General features: G+C 69.3%; 14 protein-coding genes and 2 pseudogenes (1 of these 16 running past the window's edge). 8 read left to right on the top strand and 8 right to left on the bottom strand.

Features of this window, described 5'->3' with window-relative positions; genetic code table 11:
* Nucleotides 1–1,087, top strand: the 3' portion of a protein-coding gene (locus ABCR94_RS05310) for an MFS transporter (RefSeq protein ID WP_347118466.1). The gene continues 209 nt to the left of window position 1, outside the view; only the last 1,087 of its 1,296 coding nucleotides appear in the window; its start codon lies off the left edge, out of view; its stop codon occupies nt 1,085–1,087.
* A gap of 10 nt (nt 1,088–1,097) precedes the next feature.
* Here ABCR94_RS05310 and ABCR94_RS05305 read toward each other — a convergent pair whose 3' ends face one another.
* Both ABCR94_RS05305 and ABCR94_RS05300 read right to left on the bottom strand, forming a co-directional pair.
* On the bottom strand, nt 1,098–2,762 hold the full coding sequence (locus ABCR94_RS05305) for an ATP-binding SpoIIE family protein phosphatase (RefSeq protein WP_347117839.1): 1,665 nt from the start codon (nt 2,760–2,762) through the stop codon (nt 1,098–1,100).
* Between the two features lie 165 nt (nt 2,763–2,927).
* Nucleotides 2,928–4,325 (bottom strand): NAD(P)/FAD-dependent oxidoreductase, encoded by a 1,398-nt coding sequence (locus ABCR94_RS05300; RefSeq protein WP_347118464.1) that lies wholly within the window; start codon nt 4,323–4,325, stop codon nt 2,928–2,930.
* 306 nt (nt 4,326–4,631) lie between these two features.
* Here ABCR94_RS05300 and ABCR94_RS05295 point away from each other — a divergent pair, with 306 nt between their 5' ends.
* Complete coding sequence (locus tag ABCR94_RS05295; protein ID WP_347117838.1) at nt 4,632–5,414, top strand: TetR/AcrR family transcriptional regulator; 783 nt, start codon at nt 4,632–4,634, stop codon at nt 5,412–5,414.
* Between the two features lie 363 nt (nt 5,415–5,777).
* Entirely contained in the window at nt 5,778–7,802 is a 2,025-nt protein-coding gene (locus tag ABCR94_RS05290; RefSeq protein ID WP_347117837.1) for a sigma-70 family RNA polymerase sigma factor, read from the top strand.
* A gap of 182 nt (nt 7,803–7,984) precedes the next feature.
* On the opposite strand, the gene ABCR94_RS05285 is transcribed toward ABCR94_RS05290, so the two are convergent.
* Nucleotides 7,985–8,284 (bottom strand): hypothetical protein, encoded by a 300-nt coding sequence (locus ABCR94_RS05285; protein WP_347117836.1) that lies wholly within the window; start codon nt 8,282–8,284, stop codon nt 7,985–7,987.
* A 213-nt stretch (nt 8,285–8,497) separates the two neighbouring features.
* Here ABCR94_RS05285 and ABCR94_RS05280 point away from each other — a divergent pair, with 213 nt between their 5' ends.
* The 4 genes and pseudogenes from ABCR94_RS05280 to ABCR94_RS05265 form a co-directional block, all read left to right on the top strand.
* On the top strand, nt 8,498–9,349 hold the full coding sequence (locus ABCR94_RS05280) for a helix-turn-helix domain-containing protein (RefSeq protein ID WP_347117835.1): 852 nt from the start codon (nt 8,498–8,500) through the stop codon (nt 9,347–9,349).
* 11 nt (nt 9,350–9,360) lie between these two features.
* On the top strand, nt 9,361–9,549 hold the full coding sequence (locus ABCR94_RS05275) for a DUF397 domain-containing protein (protein ID WP_347117834.1): 189 nt from the start codon (nt 9,361–9,363) through the stop codon (nt 9,547–9,549).
* Nucleotides 9,542–9,781, top strand: a complete 240-nt coding sequence (locus ABCR94_RS05270; RefSeq protein WP_347117833.1) for a DUF397 domain-containing protein — start codon at nt 9,542–9,544, stop codon at nt 9,779–9,781. The genes ABCR94_RS05275 and ABCR94_RS05270 overlap by 8 nt, the downstream gene beginning before the upstream one ends.
* A gap of 183 nt (nt 9,782–9,964) precedes the next feature.
* Nucleotides 9,965–10,105: pseudogene (locus ABCR94_RS05265) on the top strand (IS701 family transposase); the annotation flags it as partial.
* Between the two features lie 248 nt (nt 10,106–10,353).
* Here ABCR94_RS05265 and ABCR94_RS05260 read toward each other — a convergent pair.
* From ABCR94_RS05260 to ABCR94_RS05235, 5 genes and pseudogenes are all read right to left on the bottom strand, one after another.
* Nucleotides 10,354–10,821 (bottom strand): hypothetical protein, encoded by a 468-nt coding sequence (locus tag ABCR94_RS05260; RefSeq protein WP_347117832.1) that lies wholly within the window; start codon nt 10,819–10,821, stop codon nt 10,354–10,356.
* Between the two features lie 355 nt (nt 10,822–11,176).
* Nucleotides 11,177–15,461: pseudogene (locus ABCR94_RS05250) on the bottom strand (putative T7SS-secreted protein); the annotation flags it as partial.
* Between the two features lie 20 nt (nt 15,462–15,481).
* Nucleotides 15,482–16,105: a hypothetical protein gene (locus tag ABCR94_RS05245; RefSeq protein ID WP_347117830.1), complete on the bottom strand. Its 624-nt coding sequence runs from the start codon at nt 16,103–16,105 to the stop codon at nt 15,482–15,484.
* The gene (locus ABCR94_RS05240) at nt 16,102–16,608 is read right to left on the bottom strand and encodes an SseB family protein (protein WP_347118462.1); all 507 of its coding nucleotides are present in this window, start codon (nt 16,606–16,608) and stop codon (nt 16,102–16,104) included. The genes ABCR94_RS05245 and ABCR94_RS05240 overlap by 4 nt, the downstream gene beginning before the upstream one ends.
* 42 nt (nt 16,609–16,650) lie before the next feature.
* Entirely contained in the window at nt 16,651–18,810 is a 2,160-nt protein-coding gene (locus ABCR94_RS05235; protein ID WP_347117829.1) for an asparagine synthase-related protein, read from the bottom strand.
* Between the two features lie 710 nt (nt 18,811–19,520).
* Here ABCR94_RS05235 and ABCR94_RS05230 point away from each other — a divergent pair.
* Nucleotides 19,521–20,951, top strand: a complete 1,431-nt coding sequence (locus ABCR94_RS05230; RefSeq protein ID WP_347117828.1) for an NsdA family TPR-like regulatory protein — start codon at nt 19,521–19,523, stop codon at nt 20,949–20,951.
* Nucleotides 20,952–20,967: the final 16 nt, after the last annotated feature.

Below are 20,967 nucleotides of genomic sequence, written 5' to 3'. Positions count from 1 at the left end.
CGTCCTGCTGACCGGCGCGGTCACCGCCTCGGTCGGCGCCCTGTCGATGGGGCTGGCCGGCAATGTGCAGATGACCGTGTTCTCGGCGGCCCTGCTCGGTGCGGGTACGGCGGTCATGCAGCCGGCCCTCGCGACCATGATCGTGTGGTCGTCCACCGCCGCCACCCGTACGCGTGCCTTCGCCACCCAGTTCTTTCTGCAGAACCTCGGCCTCGGGGTCGGCGGGCTCATCGGCGGTCAGCTCGTCGACAAGAGCCGGCCCGACAGCTTCCTGCTGCTCTTCGGCATCGAAGCGGTGATGTTCCTGGTCTTGGCGGGCATTGTGGCGGGCGTCAGGCTGCCGCGTGTGGCCGGCGTCCCCGGCGCCGTGCCGACGAACGACGCGGCCGGCCAGGGCGGCTTCCGGGTGCTGATGCGGCACAAGGCCATGGTGCGGGTGTGCGTGCTCGGGTTCGTACTGTTCTTCGCCTGCTACGGGCAGTTCGAGTCGGGGCTCGCGGCGTACGGGACCGAGGCGGCCGGGATCGATCCCTCGACCCTCGGGCTCGCGCTCGCCGCCAACACCGCGGTCATCGTGGTCGCGCAGTTCGTGGTGCTGCGGCTCGTCGAGCACCGTCGGCGTTCGCGGGTCATCGCGCTGGTCGGGCTGATCTGGGCCTTCGCCTGGATCGTCGCGGGATACGCGGGGCTCGGGCACGGCAGCCAGACGATGGCGACGGCCGCGTTCATCTCGACGTACGCGCTCTTCGGACTCGGTGAGGCCATGCTGTCGCCGACCGTCGCGCCGCTGGTCGTGGACCTGGCACCGGAGTCGATGGTCGGGCAGTACAACTCGGCCTTCGCACTGGTCAAGCAGCTCGCGCTGGCCCTCGGTCCGGCGGTGGGCGGGCCCATGGGTGCCTCGCTGCACGCGCCGTACATCGTGACCTTCATCGTCTTCTCGCTCGGCATCAGCGTGCTGGCGCTCCGGCTCGGCAAGCGGCTCACCCCGGCGCAGGACCGGCCGGTGTCGGTCAAGTCGCTCGTGGTGGCCTCCTCCGTACCGGAGCTACAGCAGACGGAACGGCAGGCCGAGCCGGTCCGCTGAGCCGGGCGGCTCAGGCCGCCGGGGCCGGCAGGGCGAATTCGCACCAGACCGCCTTGCCGCCTCCCGGCGTACGGCGGCTGCCCCAGGACGATGCGATCGTCGCGACGATCGAGATGCCGCGGCCCGCTTCGTCCGCCGGGTCGGCCCGGCGGCGGCGCGGCAGGTGGTCGTCGCCGTCCGTCACCTCGATGATCAGGCGGCGGTCCGTGCGACGCAGCCTCAGGCGCATGGGCGGGGTGCCGTGCTGGAGGGAGTTCGCCACGAGCTCGCTGGCCGCCAGGACGCCCAGGTCGCACAGCTCGACCGGGAAGCGCCAGGACGCCAGGACCCCCGAGGCGAAGGCCCTGGCGCGCGGCGCCGCTTCGATGCCGCCGAGCAGCTCAAGCGCCGCGTTGTGGAAGAGCTCCGCGTTGTGGCCGGTGCGGGCGGGGTGCTGGACGACGAGCACCGCCACGTCGTCGTCGTGCTCGGCGGTGACGCCCAGGGCGCGGATCAGCCGGTCGCAGACGACCTGCGGGGTGCCGGTCGCGCCGGCCACTGCCGTCTCCAGGCGGTCCACGCCCTCGTCGATGTCCTCGCCTCGGCGCTCCACCAGCCCGTCCGTGTAGAGGACGGCCGTGGAGCCCGGCGGCAGGCCGATCGTGCCCGAGGTGTGCATCCAGCCGCCGGTGCCGAGCGGGGGGCCCGTGTGGTCCTCGGCGCGGCGGACCGTGCCGTCCTCGTCGCGGACGAGGATCGGGAGGTGGCCCGCCGACGCGTAGACGAGACGGCCCTCGTTGGGGTCGTGGACGGCGTACGCGCAGGTGGCGATCTGGCTGGCGTCGATCTCGGCGGCGAGGCCGTCGAGCAGCTGGAGCACCTCGTGCGGCGGGAGATCAAGACGGGCGTACGCCCTGACCGCCGTGCGGAGCTGGCCCATGACGGCGGCGGCGCGCACGCCGCGGCCCATCACGTCACCGATGACCAGGGCCGTACGGCCGGCGCCGAGGGTGATCACGTCGTACCAATCGCCGCCGACCGCCGCTTCCGTGCCGCCCGGCTGGTACGTGGCGGCGATGCGCAGGTCGTCAGGCTGCTCCAGCTCCTGCGGGAGCAGCGAACGCTGGAGGGTGACGGCCGTCTCGCGCAGCAGGCGCTCGCTGGCGCGCAGCCGCTCGGCGGCCTCCGCGTGGTCGGTGACGTCGGTGGCGAAGACAAGCACGCCGCCCTCGCCCCCGCCACGCCCCGGGGTCTCAACGGGCGTGCAGGTGACGGTGTACGAACCGCCCTTGGCGATCTTGCGGGACTTGACTGTGCGCGGTGTGCCGCCGCGCAGAACCTGGTCCATGAGAGGGAGCAGTCCGAGCTCCTCCAGCTCGGGCAGGGCGACGGCCGCCGGGGCGCCGGGCTCGCGCGGGCCGAAGGCGGTGGCGTAGGCGTCGTTGACGTACGCGACGCGGTGCTCGGGCCCGTACACGAGGGCGACGAGCGCGGGGAGTCTGCCGAGGATCTCGCGGACGGAGAGCTCGTCCAGGGCAGGCACGGCGTCCAGGGAGTCGCCTCCCGGCGGGTCGGAATCGTGCCCTGCCCGCTGGGCGTACTCACCGCGGGCTGCCGGCACGGAGCCGCGGTCGGTCCGCGCTGCTGCGCGGCGCTGCGTTCCGGGGAGACGGGCGCTCCAGCGCGTGAAGTTCACTGACGTTCAGGCCTCATGGTGTTGTCCGGCCGGCATGGTCGGGGTTTGCTGCCCTGCCGGGTGTCACTTCGGGGGCGCCGCCGGGCGGCTACAGCGGGTCACTCTGTGCAGATGTGAGCCCACCTATGGTCACACGTCCATTGTGACCGACCGCACTGACAGTCGTCAGGGCGTCTTGGGAGGATGCCCACCGGCCGCCAGTTCGAACTCGGCGCGCGGGTGTTCCAGCGACCCGAGTGAGACGATCTCGCGTTTGAAGAGCCCGGAGAGCGTCCATTCGGCGAGTACGCGTGCCTTGCGGTTGAAGGTCGGCACCCGGCTGAGGTGGTAGGCGCGGTGCATCAGCCAGGCCGGATAGCCCTTGAGTTTCCGGCCGTAGACGTGCGCGACGCCCTTGTGGAGGCCGAGCGAGGCGACGGATCCGACGTAGGAGTGCTCGTAGTTCTTGAGCGGTTGGCCGCGCAGCGAGGCCACGATGTTCTCGGCGAGGACCTTGGCCTGGCGCACGGCGTGCTGGGCGTTGGGCGCGCACTCCTTGCCGTGCTCGTCCGCGGTGAGATCGGGTACGGCGGCGGCGTCACCGGCCGCCCAGGCGTGCTCGGCGCCGTCGACCTTGAGCGCGGCGGTGCAGGCGAGGCGGCCGCGTTCGTTCAGCGGGAGATCGCTGGCGGCGAGGATCGGGTGCGGTTTGACGCCGGCGGTCCATACGAGCGTCCGGTTGGGGAAGCGGGAGCCGTCGTCGAGGACGGCGACGCGGTCCGCGCAGGAGTCGAGGCGGGTCTCCAGGCGTACGTCGATATTGCGTCGGCGCAGCTCACGGATCGCGTACTGGCCCATCTCCGCACCCACTTCGGGGAGGATCCGGCCGGACGCCTCGACGAGGATCCACTTCATGTCCTCGGCCTTGATGTTGTGGTAGTAGCGGGCGGCATACCTGGCCATGTCCTCCAGCTCGCCGAGCGCTTCGACGCCCGCGTAGCCGCCGCCGACGAAGACGAAGGTGAGCGCCGCGTCGCGCAGTGCCGGGTCGCGAGTGGCGGACGCGATGTCCATCTGCTCGATGACGTGGTTGCGCAGGCCGATGGCCTCCTCGACGGACTTGAAGCCGATGCCGAATTCGGCGAGGCCGGGGACCGGGAGGGTGCGGGAGACCGAGCCGGGGGCGAGGACCAGCTCGTCGTACGGCATCTCGATCGGCCCCGTGCCCTCCTCCTCGGTGGCGAGGGTGGCGACGGTCGCGACGCGCTTGGCGTGGTCGATCGACCTGGCCTCACCGATGACGATCTTGCAGCGGTCGAGCACGCGGCGCAGCGGTACGACGACGTGACGCGGCGAGATGGAGCCGGCCGCGGCCTCGGGGAGGAAAGGTTGATACGTCATATAGGGGTCGGGCGTCACCACGACGATCTCGGCCTCGTCGCTCTTCAGCTTCCGCTGGAGACGCAGTGCGGTGTACATCCCGACATAGCCGCCGCCGACCACGAGAATCCGGGTACGGGGCGTGGATCCGGGGGGCGACCCCGGTGAGTTATGAGCTTTCACCACCCCATGACGCAACGCCATCAGGACTTTGTCCACAGGCCCAGCAAATTGTGTGACCGGAGGTCATGGCGGGTGCGGGGTGCGGAATTTCTCGACTGTTTCGGAAGGTTCGCAGGTCAGGGCATGGGGATGGCGGGTGGGCAGAGGCCGAATCAGGAAGGTTTCGGTCCATACTCCGATCGGGCGGGCGCTCCGTGCGGAACTACCCCCTTCTGAATCCACTCCCGCTCAACTATGTTCGTATCTCGTCGGAGCGACCAGATTTGCGCTCCTGACAGTCAGGGCGGGGAGTCTCCGGGGGGAGACATCATTACCGGGGGAACGCTGATGCGCATTCAGGACTCTCATTGGCAGACTGCTGTCGCCACAGACAGCAACGGGCGGGTGGCAACGGGTGGATCCCGTGCCGCGCCGCTGCGCGTTGACGCACAGCGCAATCTTGAACATGTTTTGAGGGCGGCTCGCGAGGTCTTCGGCGAGCTGGGTTACGGGGCGCCGATGGAGGACGTCGCGCGACGGGCCAGGGTCGGGGTCGGGACCGTCTACCGGCGGTTCCCGAGCAAGGACGTGCTGGTGCGCCGCATAGCCGACGAGGAGACCTCCCGGCTGACCGACCAGGCGCGTACGGCCCTGGGCCAGGAGGAAGAGCCCTGGTCGGCCCTTTCGCGCTTCCTGCGTACATCGGTGGCTTCCGGCGCGGGGCGACTGCTTCCGCCGCAGGTGCTGCGGGTAGGCGTGGACGTCGACGAGTCGACGGTGGTCCAGGGCGGAGCGCGGGTGCCGCAACAGCGGCAGGCCGGGCTCCCGGCGGGGCCGGAGCTGCGGCTGGTCGAGCAGCGGACGGAGCATCGGGCGTCCGGTTTCGGTCTTGGGGGCCTGGCCGACGGCGACGGTGACGACTCGGGCGCGGCGACGCTGCTCGCGGTCGTGGGGCAGTTGGTGGACCGGGCGCGTGCGGCCGGTGAGCTGCGTGGCGATGTGACGGTGGCCGATGTGCTGCTGGTGATAGCCACGGCTGCGCCTTCCCTGCCGGACGCGGCGCAGCAGGCGGCGGCCTCCGCACGGCTGCTCGATATCCTGCTGGAGGGGCTGCGGTCCAGGCCCGTGTGACGCGGGCGTCGGGTTCTTTTGCCTGCTTCTTGCACGTGTAAGGGGGGTGATGTGGCTGGTTCGGCGAGGCTTGTATGTGGCTGGCTCGGCGGGGCCTGGCGGATGTCGTCACGCGGATGTCATCACATGGCCGTCATCACGCGGATGTCATCACATGGCCGTCATCACGCGGCTGTCATCACATGGCGAAATAGGGGGCTCGTGAGGGTGGTTGAGCCTTCCCCGATGGGGTGAAGGCTAGTGCTCGCATCCGGTAAAACACCCCGGACGAGTGGTTGCCGGGCATGAGTGGCGGTCCGTGGTGCACCCTGTGGGACTCTTGGCCGGTGTTGCGGTCTGAGGGTGCTTACGGGGGCTTCCGCTATGGGTGTTGAGGGGCGGGACGAATCGCTCGAAAGTCCTGGCGGTGCCGGGCAGGCCGGCGGCGCCGGTCCGGCGGCCGGTGGTCTGCCCGCGCGGCAGGTGCCGAACCAGGCCGGGCCGGGCCGCACGGGCGGTGACGCCGAGGGCGGGACCGTGCTCCCCGGGCCGTGGCCGCCTGCGGACGCCGAGGACGCGGGTGTCCCGTTGCAGCGCGAGGGCGGCAGCGGCAGCGGGCCGCTGACGGAATCGCTCCAGTCACCGCAGTCTCCTTCGGCCGAAGCTGTGACGGCCCCCGACGCGGCGCTGATCCAGCGGATGCGGGCCGGTGACGACAGCGCGTACGAAGCGCTCTACCGGCGGCACTCGGAAGCCGTGCGCCGGTATGCGCGTACGTGCTGCCGGGACGGGCACACCGCGGACGACCTGACGGCCGAGGTCTTCGCGCGCACCCTGCAGGCGGTGCGCGGAGGTGCGGGTCCCGAGCAGGCCGTGCGGGCCTATCTGCTGACGACCGTGCGACGCGTTGCCGCGGCCTGGACGAAGACGGCCAAGCGCGAGCAACTGGTCGAGGACTTCGCCCTGTTCGCCGCGGAGTCCGCCCGGTCCTCGGACGTGTCGAACGAGGACACGCTGGATCTGGGCGCCGACGTACGGGCCATGCACGAGGCCGAGCAGACGCTGGCCATGCAGGCTTTTCGCAGTCTGCCCGAGCGCTGGCAGGCCGTCCTGTGGCACACCACGGTCGAGGAGGAGTCGCCGAGCGAGGTCGCGCCGCTGTTCGGGCTGACGCCCAACGCCACGGCGGTGCTGGCCAGCCGGGCCCGCGAGGGTCTCAAGCAGGCGTATTTGCAGGCCCATGTGAGCTCCGCCCTGACAGCGGGTGGTGACTGCGCGCACTACGCAGACCGCCTCGGCGCGTACGCCCGCGGCGGTCTGCGGATGCGGGCCGAGCGGGGGCTGCGCAAGCATCTGGAGGATTGCGCGAAGTGCCGGGTGGCCGCCGGTGAGTTGAGTGACGTCAATGCCGGGATTCCCGCCCTGCTTCCGGTCGCCGTCATCGGCTGGATCGCCGGTGGGTTCACGCTCAAGGCCGCCGGCCTTGTGGCGGGTGGCGCGGCAGGTGCGGCGAGCGCGGCGGGCGCGGGTGCGGCTGCCGCCGCGAGTGGCGGGAGTACGTCCGGCGGGGCAGCGGGGGCCGCCGCCGGTGAGGCGATGGGTGCGCCCGCGAAGGCGGCGATCGCTGCGGCGGTGGCTGTCGCGGTGGCCGCGGGGGTGGTGTTCGCCCTCGCCGGGGACAAGCCGAAGCCCGCGCCGAAGCCGCCGGTTGCCAAGCCGCCGGTCGCGCAGCCCGTCGTACCGCAGGAACCGAGCCCCGAGCCGAAGCCGCCGGCGCGTCCGGCGCCGCGGGTGGTGCCGCCGCCGGAGCCGTCCCCCACGCCGAAGCCGGCGCCTGCGAAGGCGAAGCCGAAGCCCACGCCCAGGCCGGCCGCGCCGAAGCCGCCGGAGCCAGAGCCGGAGCCGCCGGTCAAGACCACTCCTCCGCCGAAGCCGAAACCGACCCCCCCACCGCCTCCTCCGCCGCCCGCGCCCATCGTCTATCAGGTGAACAGGCTGGACTACGGGGTGTTCGGCGACCACACCAAGCCCGAGGTGCGGATCGGCGAGAGCAGCTGGCTGTGGCAGCGCTACGGCATGTCGATCGGCGGCAAGCAGTACGGGCACGGGGTGACGGTGCACGGATCGTCCTCGGTGACCATCGACCTCAATCGCAGCTGCACGACGTACGACGCGTTGGCGGGCGTCGACGACATGACGATGGGGTTCGGGGCGGTGCGGTTCTCCGTATACGGGGACGGGGCGCTGCTGTGGAAGTCGCAGGTTGTGCGGGGGAACGACTCGGCGGTACCTGTCCATGCGGATGTGTCGGGCCGGACGACGATTCGGCTCGTGGTCGAGCCGCATGATCCGTTCAGCTCGGTGGTGCTTTCTGACTGGGCGCAGTCGCGGATCAGCTGCGGCGACTAGTGGGGCGAGGGGTGGGCCCTGCGGGGCTGTCCCCACCCCGCCCCTTCCCGAAGTCCTCAAGCGCCGGACGGGCTGATGTGCAGATGCAGCGGGCACGCGGGTCGCCCTCTCGTCGCAGCGCGCGAACGGCTGCCCGGTACGTCCTGCTGCGGTACGGCCGGGGCGGAGGACCGCCCCTCGCCTCATGTCTGCTCGCATTCGACCCAGAGCAGCTTCCCACCGCTGCCAGGCAGCCCATCACCCAGCAGACACGCGCCCCAACTGTCGGCGCAGAGCCGCACGATCTGCAGCCCCCGCCCGGACTCGGCCAGGCAGCCGGGCATGGTCAGCGTGGGAAGGCTGCCGTTGAACGGCGAGGGGATGCCGGCCCCCACACCGTGCGTGCGGAGCACGGCGCGGAGGGTGGAACGGGCGATGCCGGGGGCGCGGGGATCGTGCGGGAGTCGCAGGGTGTACGTCCAGGGCGGCGATACGGTGGCCATGGAAGTCTCCGATCACGGGGCAGAGTTGGGCGAGATGGTACGTGTCGGTACGTGCGATGCCCGGTGACCAGATCGCTCCGTCGAGCGGGGTGCTTCCAGGCGGTGGCCAGGACGCCAAATTGCCGCAGTGGGATATAACATTCACCCAATTCGGAAGCATCTATATGCCATCCACTCGTGTGGGTGACCCATCCGCACCGAGGAGCGAAACCCATGCCCGTGAGGAGCAACCCGACGGGCCGTCAGCAGCGGCTCGGCAGTGAGTTGCGGAAGATGCGCGAGCGCACCGGCCTTACCGCCACCGAGGCCGGCAAGCTGCTCGGCATCAAGCAGGCCCAGGTCAGCAACATGGAGACCGGCCGTCTCGGCGTAAGTTCGGATCGAATCCGCACCCTCGCCTGCCACTACGACTGCGCCGACCGCGATCTCGTCAATGCGCTCATGGCCATGACCGGCAACCGCAGGCGCGGCTGGTGGGAGGAGTCCCGCGGCATCCTGCCCAGTTCACTGCTGGACCTGGCCGAACTTGAGTACCACTCCACGCAGTTGCGCGGTGCCATCACGGCGCACATCCCCGGCCTGCTCCAAACCAGCACCCACGCGCGGGAGATCTTCCAGCAGGCCGTCCCGCCGATGCCTCCGCCGGAAGTCGAGCACCGTGTCTCGTTCCGCATCAAGCGTCAGGCGATCCTCTACGGAGACGCACCGCGCCCGTACCAGGCACTCATCCACGAGGCCGCACTACGTATCGAAGTCGGCGGCCCCACCGCACTCCGCGATCAATTGCAGCACCTGCTCGACATGAGCGAGCAGGACCACATCGCCATCCAGATCGTGCCCTTCACCGCAGGCGCGATCCCCGGGTCGGGTCAGTCCATCTACTACGCGCATGGCCCGGTTCCACAGATGGACACAGTGCACCTGGACCAGTCCCACGGCTTGGCGTTCCTCGACGCCGAAGCGCAACTTGCCAAGTACCGGCTCCTCTTCGACAGAATCGAATCCGTCGCGCACTCTCCGGCGGACAGCCGGGACATCATCCACAGCATCAGCCGGCACCTGTGAAGGGAACCCACATGCGTACGCATGACTGGCAGAAGTCCTCGTACTGCGCCCAAGGCGACTCCTGCGTACACGTGGCCGCATCAGGTGGCACGGTCAAACTGACCGAAAGCAGCGACGCCACCGGCGCGATACTCCACACCACCCCCGACACCTGGACCGCATTCCTCGGCAGGGTCAAGAAGCGCGCGCCCCATGCCTGACATCCCCACCGACCTCGACTGGATCCGGGCCGCCCCTGAGGGCGAGGACGGCCCCGGCCCCTGGATCGAGGTCGCCTTCGGCCCGGAGGACCTGGTCTACCTCCGCGAGACCAGCGACCTCGGCAACGTCGTCACGACAACCCAACAGAAGTGGGACGCGTTCGTACTCGGCGTCCAGGCAGGCGAGTTCGACCACTTCGCCGAACTCGACACCCATAACCCCGCCACCTGACGGCCGGGATCCTTGGGGCCTCCGTGGTCCGAGACTTCGGAGAGATGGAAGTTTCGGTCCGCAGCCCGAGGTAACTGCCGCTGCCCCGCCTGGCCACCACCACACCTACCCGCTGGGAGTCTTGCGCGCAGGGACGGACACTTCATGTCCGAGATAGGAATCCTTTGGCGTCTGTTCCCGTACAACGAGGCCGGTCTCGACAACTACCAAGTCCGCCAATACCCGGCCGGGTACCGGCACATCGCCCTCGCTATGGCGGCTGCCGCCCACCTGGCCGCCGTCCGGGCAGCCGCTCATGAAAAGGGGGACACAGCCGCGACCTGATCCCACTGAGCGTGACCGAGATCCGCCGCCTGCTGAACAGATTCGCCCACACCGTCCGGCACGAGGCCGAGCACGTCCTGCACTGGCCACGCCGGCGACGCCGCCATCAACACCGCGCCCGCCTCAGCCACTACCGCCGCCGAGGCCACCGACCCCCATAACTGCGGCTGCAGTACTAACTACTCTTCGTCATCTGAGATGCCGCCACCCGCGACAGCGCAGTAATGAAGAATCTCTACTGACCAGTCCTACCAGGCCGCAAAAGGCGTGATTCCTGACAAATTTGGATGCGCCAACTCGAGGGCAACCTTAAAGTCGTGCGCCAGCCCAGACAGGAGAAGAGTGACTTCTTCCATTGTGGCCGTCTCGCTATCGGGGGTCGGGGTCCAGGCGGTTCCAGAAGAACAGTGAATCGCGATCAGATCACCCAAGGGGAGAAAGGAGACTCGCCGTTCAACTCCCTGCCCGTAGAAATCTATTTCAGCATCTCCACCTCCGCGCAGGGAATCTATAACGTCGGGCAGTTGCTCAATTACCGTGGATAGATCGTAGGAGACGTCAACCGGCCAGCAGTCCTGCCCGAACCCGCCAACTGCGAATTGGCAATCAGAAGTTGATAGCAACTCGCAAAGGTCCATAACCAGTGAATCGTAATCACTGGAAGGGTCAATATCTGGCGTCGACTTGATTCGCTCCAGAGGGGGTGTGATATTCATGTGAAATTGCACTTTTTGCTCACTTTGCTACAGGGAACACGCTTTTGTAGCTACCGTCCGGTTTTGGGATCATCCTCACATGGGTGGGTTCAATGATCCCTCCATCTGGTTTGATTACCTGCCCCAGACCCTCGGGTATGGGGATGTCTCGAACCCCACCTTCCGGATCATAGTGCACTCTTAGGAATTCCAAAGCCTTGGAGTTATCCAACCACTGCCCCTGGTCATTCCCAGTGCTGCGTGCACGATCAGTCAGTTGCTGTGTCTTCTTGACGCCTTCTCCGTGTTCACTGAAGGTGTGCCCGAATGTTGGGCGGCTCTTCTCGTTCCAATTGAGTTCCTCAGCCGACTTCTTACAGGGGGCGAGGCCGAGGGGGTCCGTCCAGGAGTGAGGGTTTGATACATAGGTGACGGGATTGAGGGCGGGCGCCAAACCAAGAGGGTCGAGAGTTACGTAGCGGGCGGTTTCGGGGTCGTAGTGGCGATGAAAGTTATAGTGGAGGCCCGTCTCCAGATCGAAATACTGGCCGGGGAAACGTAGCGGAGTGTACGTCGTGCTCGTCGCCGACCAACTGGTGGCGCCCCAGAGCGTGCTGTGGCTTCTCCAGGCGAGGTTGCCGGCCTCGTCGATGAGTTCGGTCGGGGTACCCACCAAGTCGGTGATGATCGAAAAGAAGCGTTCGTCGACCGTCTCTTGCTGTGTGCCCAGCGCGAGAAGGCGTTCGGTCTGTGCCAGGGGGTACAGACCGTCGTGGTCCCAGGTGAGGGCAACCGGGTTGGGCAGGGCTCCGGATCGGGTCGTTTGTTCGCAGAGTGTCGTGCCGTCCCAGGTGAAGTCGGTCTGCTCCAGGACAGTTTCGCCATCGTCGGCGAAGCGTTGCTTGGCGATGCGGCGGCCGAGTGGGTCGTACCGGTAGCGCCAGGTCGTGCCGTCGGGCGTGACGACTGAGGTGAGGCGGTCTTCGGCGTTCCATGTGTAGCGCCAAGTGTCGGGTTTGCGGGAGAGGCGGGTTTTCTGGCGGAGGATCGTGCGGCCTTGGGCGTCGTGCTCATAGCGGACGTTGCCCGCCCGGATGATGTTCGTGCCTGTGTAGGCGCGCGTGCCCGTGGCTTCCTGGCCGGGGTGTGTGGTCGGCCAGGAGGCCTCGGTCTGGTTGCCCGCTTCGTCGTAGGCGTACCGCTCGGTCCAGTTCGTGGCGTGGACGGCTGTGACCCGTCCGGCTGCATCCAGATCGAAGCTGCGGGAGCCGCTGCGCTGGTCGTCGATGGCGGTGAGGTTGCCGTCGGCACGGTAGGTGTAGGTGCGGCGTTGCAGGGAGGCACCGTTGCCGGTTATCTGCTGGTTGGTGAGGCGGCCTACGGAGTCAAATGTGTGGGCGAAGGTGACCGGTTCACCCACTCTGCGGGTGAGTTCCTGGCCGACTGCGTCCCGCTCAAAGGTGAGCGTGCGGCCCGATGTGGTCAGTTCCGTACGGTTGCCTGCCGCGTCGTACGACCAGGCGCTGACCGCCCCCGTCGGGGTGGTCCTGCCGACGCGGCGGTCGAGGGCGTCGTAGGCGAAGGAGATCGTGCGCCCGTTTACAGTCTCGGATCTGAGGCGGCCGGTGCGGTCGCGCAGTCTCGTCAGCGTCGCGTCCGGGCCGGTTGCCTGGGCGAGCTGATCGAATATGTCGTACTCAAGTGTGGTGATCGCACTCTCGGCGTCCTTGCGGACGATCTGGCCGAGCACGTTGCGTTCGAACCGGATGATCTGCCCGAGCCCGTTCCTCCGGGCGGTCAACCGGCCTGCGGCGTCATACTCATAGGTGAGTGTGCGGTCGTCGAAGTCCGTTTCAGAGGCCGGGCGACCAGTCGCGTCGTAGCTGTAGTTCCAGGTCAGGCCCTGTGGGTTGGTGACCTGTGTCAGTTGCAGATTGGTGTTGTGGGTGAACTCGTACCGCACGCCGTCCGGTCCAATGCGCGCGACGAGCAGGTCGAAGTCGGTGTATTCGAAGCGGGTGGCCGCGCCCATGACATCGGTGTGCGACACAGTTGCCCTCGCCGTCGTAGGTCCAGGTCTCCTGACTGCCGTCCGGCTCCGTGCGGCGGGCGAGCTTGCCTTCTACCGTCCATTCCAGGCAAGTCGTGGCCCTCAGTGGATTGGTGATCGTGGTCACGCGGCCGAAGGCGTCCCGCACGTAGCAGGTACGGGCCCCCAGCGGATCGGTGACTTCGAGAGGCAGGCCCGCCTTGTCGCAGCGGACGCCGGTGCTGTGGCCCAGCGCGTCCGTGACGGAGGTGACGTGACCCGCCTCGTCGTACGCGAACCTGGTCGTCGCGCTCGACGGGTCGGTGACCGAAACGCGGTTGCCTCGATCGTCGTAGACCTGGCGCACGACCGTGCCGTTTGGGCTGGTCACTCGGACCGGGAGCCCCTGATCGTCGTATACGGAGGCCGCCTGCCTCCCATCCGGCCGGGTCACGGACATGGGGAGGCCCGAGGCGTTGTACGTCGTCCTGCCGGTTTGGCCGAGCGGGTCCGTCACCGACAGCAGCCGGTTGTAGGAGTCCCGCTCAAAGCGGGTGACGGCACCGGCCGGGTCGATCTCCGCGACCACCTGGACTGCTTCGTTGACCAGGAAGCGGGTCGTGTGGCCGAGTGAGTCGGTGATGGCAGTTGCCCGCAGGCTGCTCTCCGGGTCGGTGTCATAGGTGAGCCGGGAGTTGAGGTGGCCGTTGCTCCCGGACTGGGAGGTGCAGCGGTGGTGCTCGTCGTAGACGTAGTCGAAGTGGCTGCCGTTGGTGTCGGTCCATGAGGTGATGCGGCCCAGCTCGTCGTAGCCGAAGCGCAGGGGGATGCCGGAGGAGTTGGTGACCTCCGTCAGGTGCCCCTCGGTGTAGCCGTAGCGGAGGATCTCCTGGTCGGTGCCGTCCGCCGCTGCTCCCGCCAGGTGCAGGGCGGTTATTCGGTCCTGGTCGGTGGTGAGCTTCAGGTGGTAGCCGCTGTGGTGCACGATGCCGGTCGGGGCGCCGGCCGCGTCGTGCTCGTAGGCGATCCAGCGGCCGTTGCGGTCGTCGATCTGCTTCAGCAGCGCCTGATCGTCTCCGTGGTCCGCAAAGTGCCACACCTGCCCCGACGCGGGATTCGTGACCGTATAGCCACTCAACTCCCGGTCGAGTGGCCAGCGTTGGCCGTGTGTGGGCATGGCCGGAACGCCTGGTGCGGGGTGGGGGTAGGCCAGCAGGCTGCCGTCCTCACGCGCGAAGATCACGCCTTGGGAGTCGATCTCCAGCCGCTGATCCGCCGTGCTTGCCCAGGCCGGACCGAACCAGCGGCCCGCACGGTACGAGGACTCGAAGATGCGCTCAAAGGACAGCGGCAGCGAGCCCGGCAGGACGACGTCCGTCTGAGGCAGCAGCATCCGCCCTGTGGCGACGTCGATCGGGTCGACTTCGCATCTCTTTGCGCTGCACTCGATGGCCGGCTCATTGGGGTGGGTTCCCGGACCGTGTCGCCCCGGGGCGGGCGGCTTGTCGGGCAGCTTGGACACAAGCCCGCGCCCGAACCCGAGCCCCTTCGGCCCGGCGATCTCCGGAATGAGCCGGCCGCCAAATTCGCTGGGGTCTGCCTTGAGCGTCTCCCATGTGTTCTTCAGCGTCCGGTCCGGGTGCGCCGCGCTGGATGCCAGGCCGTTCAGCGTCAGGTTCAGGTTCTTCTGGTACTCCGCCGGGTGCGTGAGGTTGTACACCTCCATCGGGCTGACCGCACGGACGAAGTTCAGGAGGCCCGCCGTGCCCTTGATCACGCCGGCCCCCGCGTGGGCGCTCTCGATGTTCAGGGCCATGCCCGCGTCGGCCGCATTGGCCAGGGCACGGGACGTGGCCGGGGGCTCCGCCGGGGCGTGCGCCAGGGCTGCGGCCACTGCCTTCTTCGCGGCCTCGCCGGCGTCGTCGCGCTGGCGGCGGGCTGCCTTCAGGAACTCCTGAGCGTTCTCTTGCTCGGCCACGCCAGGGTCCTTGAACGGCTCCGGCTTCGGGCCTGGCTCCGTGGCAGCCTTGATCGCCGCGTTGTACGTGTCGACCCGCTTGTTGTACGCCGCCACAGCACTCGCCGAAGCTTCCTTGCCGCTGTTGTAGCGGATCATCGCCTCGCGCGCCTGCCCCTGCGCCCACAGGACAGCGTCCGCGTACCTCTCCAGCGCTGCGGCCGCCTCGCCGCACGCGTCCGCAGCGTGCAGCCAGTCCTTGGGGTGCATCGCGAACTTCGCGCGAAATGCCTCGGCCGCCTCGCCCCTCCAACGGGACGAATCCAGCTGCTTCATCCCGTCGCCGACCCGGTCGAACGCCCCCTTGAAGTCCGTCAGATGCTTCGTACTCCCACGGATCTTGGCCGCGTCGCCGTGGATCAGCTCTTTGGGGTCCTCGCTCTGGCCGAGCTGCTTCTCGGGGATGTCCACACCGAGGGAGGAGGCCTGCTTGTCACCCCAGGCCTCGAACGCATCCCCAACTCGGCTGGCCCCGACACGATCCAGCCCTGCCCCGACCTTCTCGGTGCCCCAGTCGACACCCTCGCCGACCTTGTGCTTGCCCCACTCGACACCTTCTTCGAGCTTGCCGAGCCCCTTGTCGGCCAGGTCCCCGAGGTCTCCCAGGCCCACCACTAGTTCTGCCCCCAGTACGGCTACTTGGCTTGGTCGACGGCTGCCTGCGAAGGATTGAGCTCCTCGCGCAACTCCTTGTCCGCGGCTGCGTGTTCATCGGCGGTTATCTGCCCCAAGCTCTCCTTGAGATCGAGTCCCGCGTCCTGCACATCGTATTTGGTGTCCTGCCGACTCTGCTGAACCTCCGCATCGGCCTTCACCATTGCCTCCACGCTGAAGTCCGCGCCGTCCCACCGCGACTGCCCGCGGATTTCGTCCCAGCTCTTGCCGGCGACCTCATCCTCACTCAGGTGTGGATTGCCATTGATCGTATTCGCCGCGATCTTGAACGTGCCGGAGATGTACTGCTCGTGCTCGTGATAGATGCCGGCCGCCAGCCCGACCTTCAGGGCGAATACGTTGCCCTGATTGACGATCGCGCGTACGCCCCACTCCCAGCGCTCGCAGAACGTCTTGAACTCCGCCGTCAGCCCGTCATGCCCCAACTCCATGCCCGTCAGCGCCAGATCCGAGAAGCCCCGGCCGGTGCTCGCCTCGCCGACCATGCCGATTTCCTTCAGCTCGGCCAGCGACTTTGTGATGCCCTCCGAAATCAGCGCCAGGGCGCTCTTCGACGCTTCCAGTACTGGTTCTGCCCCGCTCATGCCCCGCCCCCGTCATGCCTGTGCACGTCCGCTTCCAACTCCACTGCCACGGCATCGGGCACGACCCCGGTCACCGGCGGAAAGAGCATCCCGTCGACACTGCCCGCGTCCAGCGCCACCCCGGCCGGCACGCCCAGCATCGGCACCATCGCGTCCAACAGTCGTGCGCCGAGCACCCGTTGGTACTCCCACTCCCGACCGGCCCCGCCCTGTGCCCGCGCAAACTCCGCCAGCGTCTCCTCGTTCGAGAACGCGAGAATCCAGCGCACGCCACTCTGATCCGCCGACCAGAGGCTCCCGCGCTCGTCGAGCGGCACCAGCACCGCCGTACGCCGGAACTCCCCCAGAATCACGGCGAACCGCCGCCGAGCAGCAACGATCTCATCCTCCGGAGAGGTGACTGGTACGGCCTCGGCAGCGGCCGGAACCATCGTTGAATCCGCCAGATCAGCCAGCCTCGACCGGCGTTGTGGCTGCAGCGCGTCGACCCCGTTTATGGTCATGTACGAAATCCTCACACGCCCACATTTTCAGCAGCAGGCGCCCTACAGGCTCCGCCGCGGCGGGACTCCGCCCGCCACCGCCCGTTGGCGGGGGGCCGCCGTGCCCGTCCAGCACGTGCCGCGTCGTGATACCAGGCGGCGCAGCCACAGTTCCGTGGAGACCAGGTCGGCCAGGCCGTCGAGGGGGACCTGCTCACCCTCCGCCGCCGCCCGCAGTGCCTTGCGTACGACGCGTGCTTCGACGATTCCCGCGTCGGCCAGCAGCGGCGCGTCGAACAGCGCAATCAAGTCACCCAGCGCCGCCCGCAGTCCGGCCCGGTCGGCCGCGGCCGACGAGGCGTGCGAGGTGGCGCCCCAGCCCGCGGGCAGGTCCTGGATGCCCACGCCGGACAGGACGGTGCGCAGGATCGCGGCGCGCGCGCCCGGCTGGACGCGGAGGGCTTCGGGGAGGGTGCGGGCGGCCCGTACGACCTGATTGTCGAGGAAGGGCGCGTGCAGCCGCTGGCTGCGGACCTCCGCGGCCTGTTCGAAGACCCGGTGGTCGGCGGCGGCGCGGGTCAGGGCGCCACGCGCGCGTGCCTCTCCGGGGCGCTGTACGGACGAGGGGCGCGCGGCGGAACCCTGGAGGCGAACCGATACTTCAGCAAGCGCCTCGCCCGTCAGCCAGCGCGCGGCCGGGCCGGGACGGCTCCAGGCGAGCGCGGCGAGCGACGCGTCGAGAGCCCCCGCGCCGTTGCCCGCGCCCCATGCGCCCGGCTCGTCGAAGCGGCGTTCCATCAGGCGGGTGGCCGCCTCCTCGATGCCCGTGCGGTACGGCGTACGGGCGAGGCGGCGGGCGGCGCGGTAGACGGTCAGCGGGAGGAACAGCGAGTGCGCGGAGGGCCCTTCGACCTTCGCGAGCGCCGCGACCGGGCGCAGCAGGTCGCGGCGGCGGCGGTCCATGAGGAGGTCGGCGAGCCGGGCCGGGTGTGCGTCGAGGACCTGACGGGCGCCGTGCCCGGTGAAGTGGTCGGCGCTGCCCGCGGCGAGGCGGCGGCGGTGCCGCTCGGCGGTGACCAGGGACGGGCCGGGCTCGTCGGTGAGGGGCCCACTGTCCAGGTCGGCGTACGGGAGGGCCTCTTCGCCCCCGGCGACGACGACGTGGTGCAGCCGGGGGTTGGCGGCGATGGCTCCGGCCCGTTCCAGTTCGGCCTCGCTGCCGTGCGCGTCGGAGACCAGGTCGTTGAACGTGACGGCGAGCAGGCGCTCCCCCGCGCCCGTGCCGTGCCCCAGGACTGTGCCGGGCATGCCGGGCAGGCCCGCGGCGAGGAGGGCGAGGGTGGCCGACGCGCTGCCGCCGGAGAGGTCGGCGCCGATGCCGGGGACGGGCGCGCCCCGGGCCGCCCGCCGTTCCGCGGGTCCCATGCCGGGCACCGGGCCCGGGTCGGGCGACATGGTCTCCGGGGCGTGCCGGGGTGCGGTGAGCCTGGCCCGTACCGCTTCGACCAGCGCGTCGCGCACGAGGTCCACCGCACGCTCCGGGTCGAGTTGGGGCGCGGCCACGGCCAGCGACGCCACCTGCTCGTATCCGGTGATCTCGCGGGAGCCCTCGCGCAGGACGAGGGCGTGGCCGGGCGGGATGCGCCGCACCCCCGCGTACGGCGTGCCGTCGCGCAGGGCCTCGGGCACGTCCGGGCAGGCGAGCAGCGCCGCCAGGTGGCCGATGTCGAGCTGAGCCTCAATGAGGTCGGCGAGCGGAAGCGCGGCGGTGGCGTACGCGGTGCCATTGGCCCAGGGCGTATGGAAGACGGGGCGGGCGCCTGCCAGGTCACCGACGACCGTGATCCGTCTGCCGACCTGGACGACGACCGTATAACTGCCGGACCACGCGGTGAGGTGCCGCAGTGCGCCGCCGCGCGCCGCGAAGAGGCCGACGCGCAGCTCTTCGTCGGATGCTCCACAACAGCCAAGGACGGCAAGGCGGGTGAAAGTGTCGACGGTGACGGTGCGGACCTCGTCGGGGCGCCAGTCGCCGACCGCCCACAGGGGGTCGGGATCGCCCCACAGGAGCTGGGAGCCGACGGGGTGCACGGTGCGTGCCTCGTCGTCAGGGCCGCCGGCCGGCCCCACCACGCCTGCTGTCCCGACGGCGCCGACCGATCCGACCGCCCCGACCGTTCCGAAGCTCGCGGCGATACTGCTCCACCCCACCAACCACCGCATCGCCGCCTCCACAGGCTGTGGACAAACCAAATCGCACGCATCGAAGTCGCTTTGGGACCATGCTGCCACGACAACGGCGTACTGGAGGGGCTACGGGATGCGCGCGGGCAAGTCAAGGGGGCCTCTGCGCGCGGCGTTTGAGCGAAACGCCACAAACGTCCGTGTGTCGACCGGGGTTGGGTTCAGATGACGGGTCGACAGCAGGACGGACCGTGCGGGCCGCGAAACGGCCCCGGATTCGGCCTGGAACCGGCCTGGAACGGCAATTGACGACAGTCGTGATTCAGCCATTCTCAGGGCGTGTGAGGGCCATGAGTGAACGTACAGTCCGGGAGGCGCTGTTCGCCTCCCGGACCGGTCCGCCGCCCGCGGGGATGTAGGCGGCGGAGTCCCCCAGCCCACTGGATCCAGTGCAGCGGGCCGACCCACGCGACTTCCATGGAAGCGCTCCCGTACCGGCAGGACGAGAGCGCAGGCTGGGCGCACTGCCACACACACGGAGCACGGGGCGCGCCGTGGGAGCTTCCGCCCGAACAACAATCTCGCCATCCGGAACGCCGCCCCTTAACGGTCGGGATGCGGAGAACTACGCTGGGTGCAACTGATGTCCTGCGCAGGACGCATATTCCGGCTGGGCTGGCCGCGTGGTTGTGCGGGCGGGAAAGCCGGGAATGTCCCGCCGGACGGCCGTCTGTGTCGAGGGGTGGCGCATGTCCAGGGAGCAACGCGGGCCGAACGAAAAGCTCGGCACGGTTCTCGCCCTCGCGGGAATCAGCAACGCAGGCCTGGCGAGGCGGGTCAACGATCTCGGGTCTCAGCGTGGCCTGACACTTCGGTACGACAAGACTTCGGTGGCCCGGTGGGTCTCCAAGGGCATGGTGCCGCAGGGCGCCGCGCCCCATCTGATCGCCGCCGCGATCGGCGCCAAGCTCGGGCGTCCCGTACCGCTGCACGAAATCGGTCTCGCGGACGCGGATCCGGCGCCCGAGGTCGGGCTCGCCTTCCCCCGTGACGTGTCGGCGGCGGTGCGTTCGGCGACCGAGCTGTACCGGCTGGATCTGGCGGGCAGGCGGGCGGGCAGCGGCGGAATCTGGCAGTCTCTGGCCGGCTCCTTCGCGGTCAGTGCGTACGCCACACCCGCGTCCCGCTGGCTGATAACCCCGGCCGACTCGTCGGTCGCGCGGGACTCCACCGCCGCCGAGAGCGCGTCGGACGCGACGCCGCTGCGGGTCGGGCACAGCGATGTGGTGAAGCTGCGAGAGGCAGCCGAGGACGCGCGGCGCTGGGACTCCAAGTACGGCGGTGGGGACTGGCGTTCCTCGATGGTGCCGGAGTGTTTAAGGGTTGACGCGGCGCCGCTGCTGCTCGGTTCGTACAGCGACGAGGTGGGCCGCTCGCTCTTCGGGGCGACGTCCGAACTGACCAGGCTGGCCGGGTGGATGGCCTTCGACACTGGTCAACAGGAGGCCGCCCAGCGCTACTACATCCAGGCGCTGCGGCTCGCGCGGGCGGCGGCGGATGTGCCGCTGGGCGGGTACATCCTGGCGTCGATGTCGCTCCAGGCGACGTACCGGGGCTTCGCCGACGAGGGCGTGGACCTGGCGCAGGCGGCCGTCGAGCGCAACCGGGGGCTCGCCACCGCCCGCACCATGAGTTTCTTCCGGCTGGTGGAGGCGCGCGCACACGCGAAGGCGAGCGACGCGCAGGCGGCCGGCGCCGCGCTGAAGTCGGCGGAGGGCTGGCTGGAGCGCTCGCGGGACGGCGATCCCGATCCGACGTGGCTCGGCTTCTACTCGTACGACCGGTTCGCGGCCGATGCCGCCGAGTGCTACCGCGATCTGAAGGCGCCGCGCCAGGTCCGCCGCTTCACGGAGCAGGCACTGTCACGGCCGACGGAGGAGTTCGTGCGCTCGCACGGGCTGCGTCTTGTGGTGTCGGCCGTCGCCGAGCTGGAGTCGGGAAACCTGGACGCGGCCTGCGCGGCGGGGACCCGGGCGGTGGAGGTCGCGGGGCGGATCTCGTCGGCGCGGACCACGGAGTACGTACGGGATCTGCTGCACCGGCTGGAGCCGTACGGCGACGAGCCGCGGGTCGTGGAGCTGCGCGAGCGGGCACGGCCGCTGCTGGTGGCGCCGGCGTAGGACGTCGGGTCTTGGT

The organism is Streptomyces changchenzhani (assembly GCF_039766235.1).
Lineage (GTDB): Bacteria > Actinomycetota > Actinomycetes > Streptomycetales > Streptomycetaceae > Streptomyces.
The sequence above is the reverse complement of the archived record's forward strand: the minus strand, read 5'-3'. Positions and strand labels throughout refer to the sequence as shown.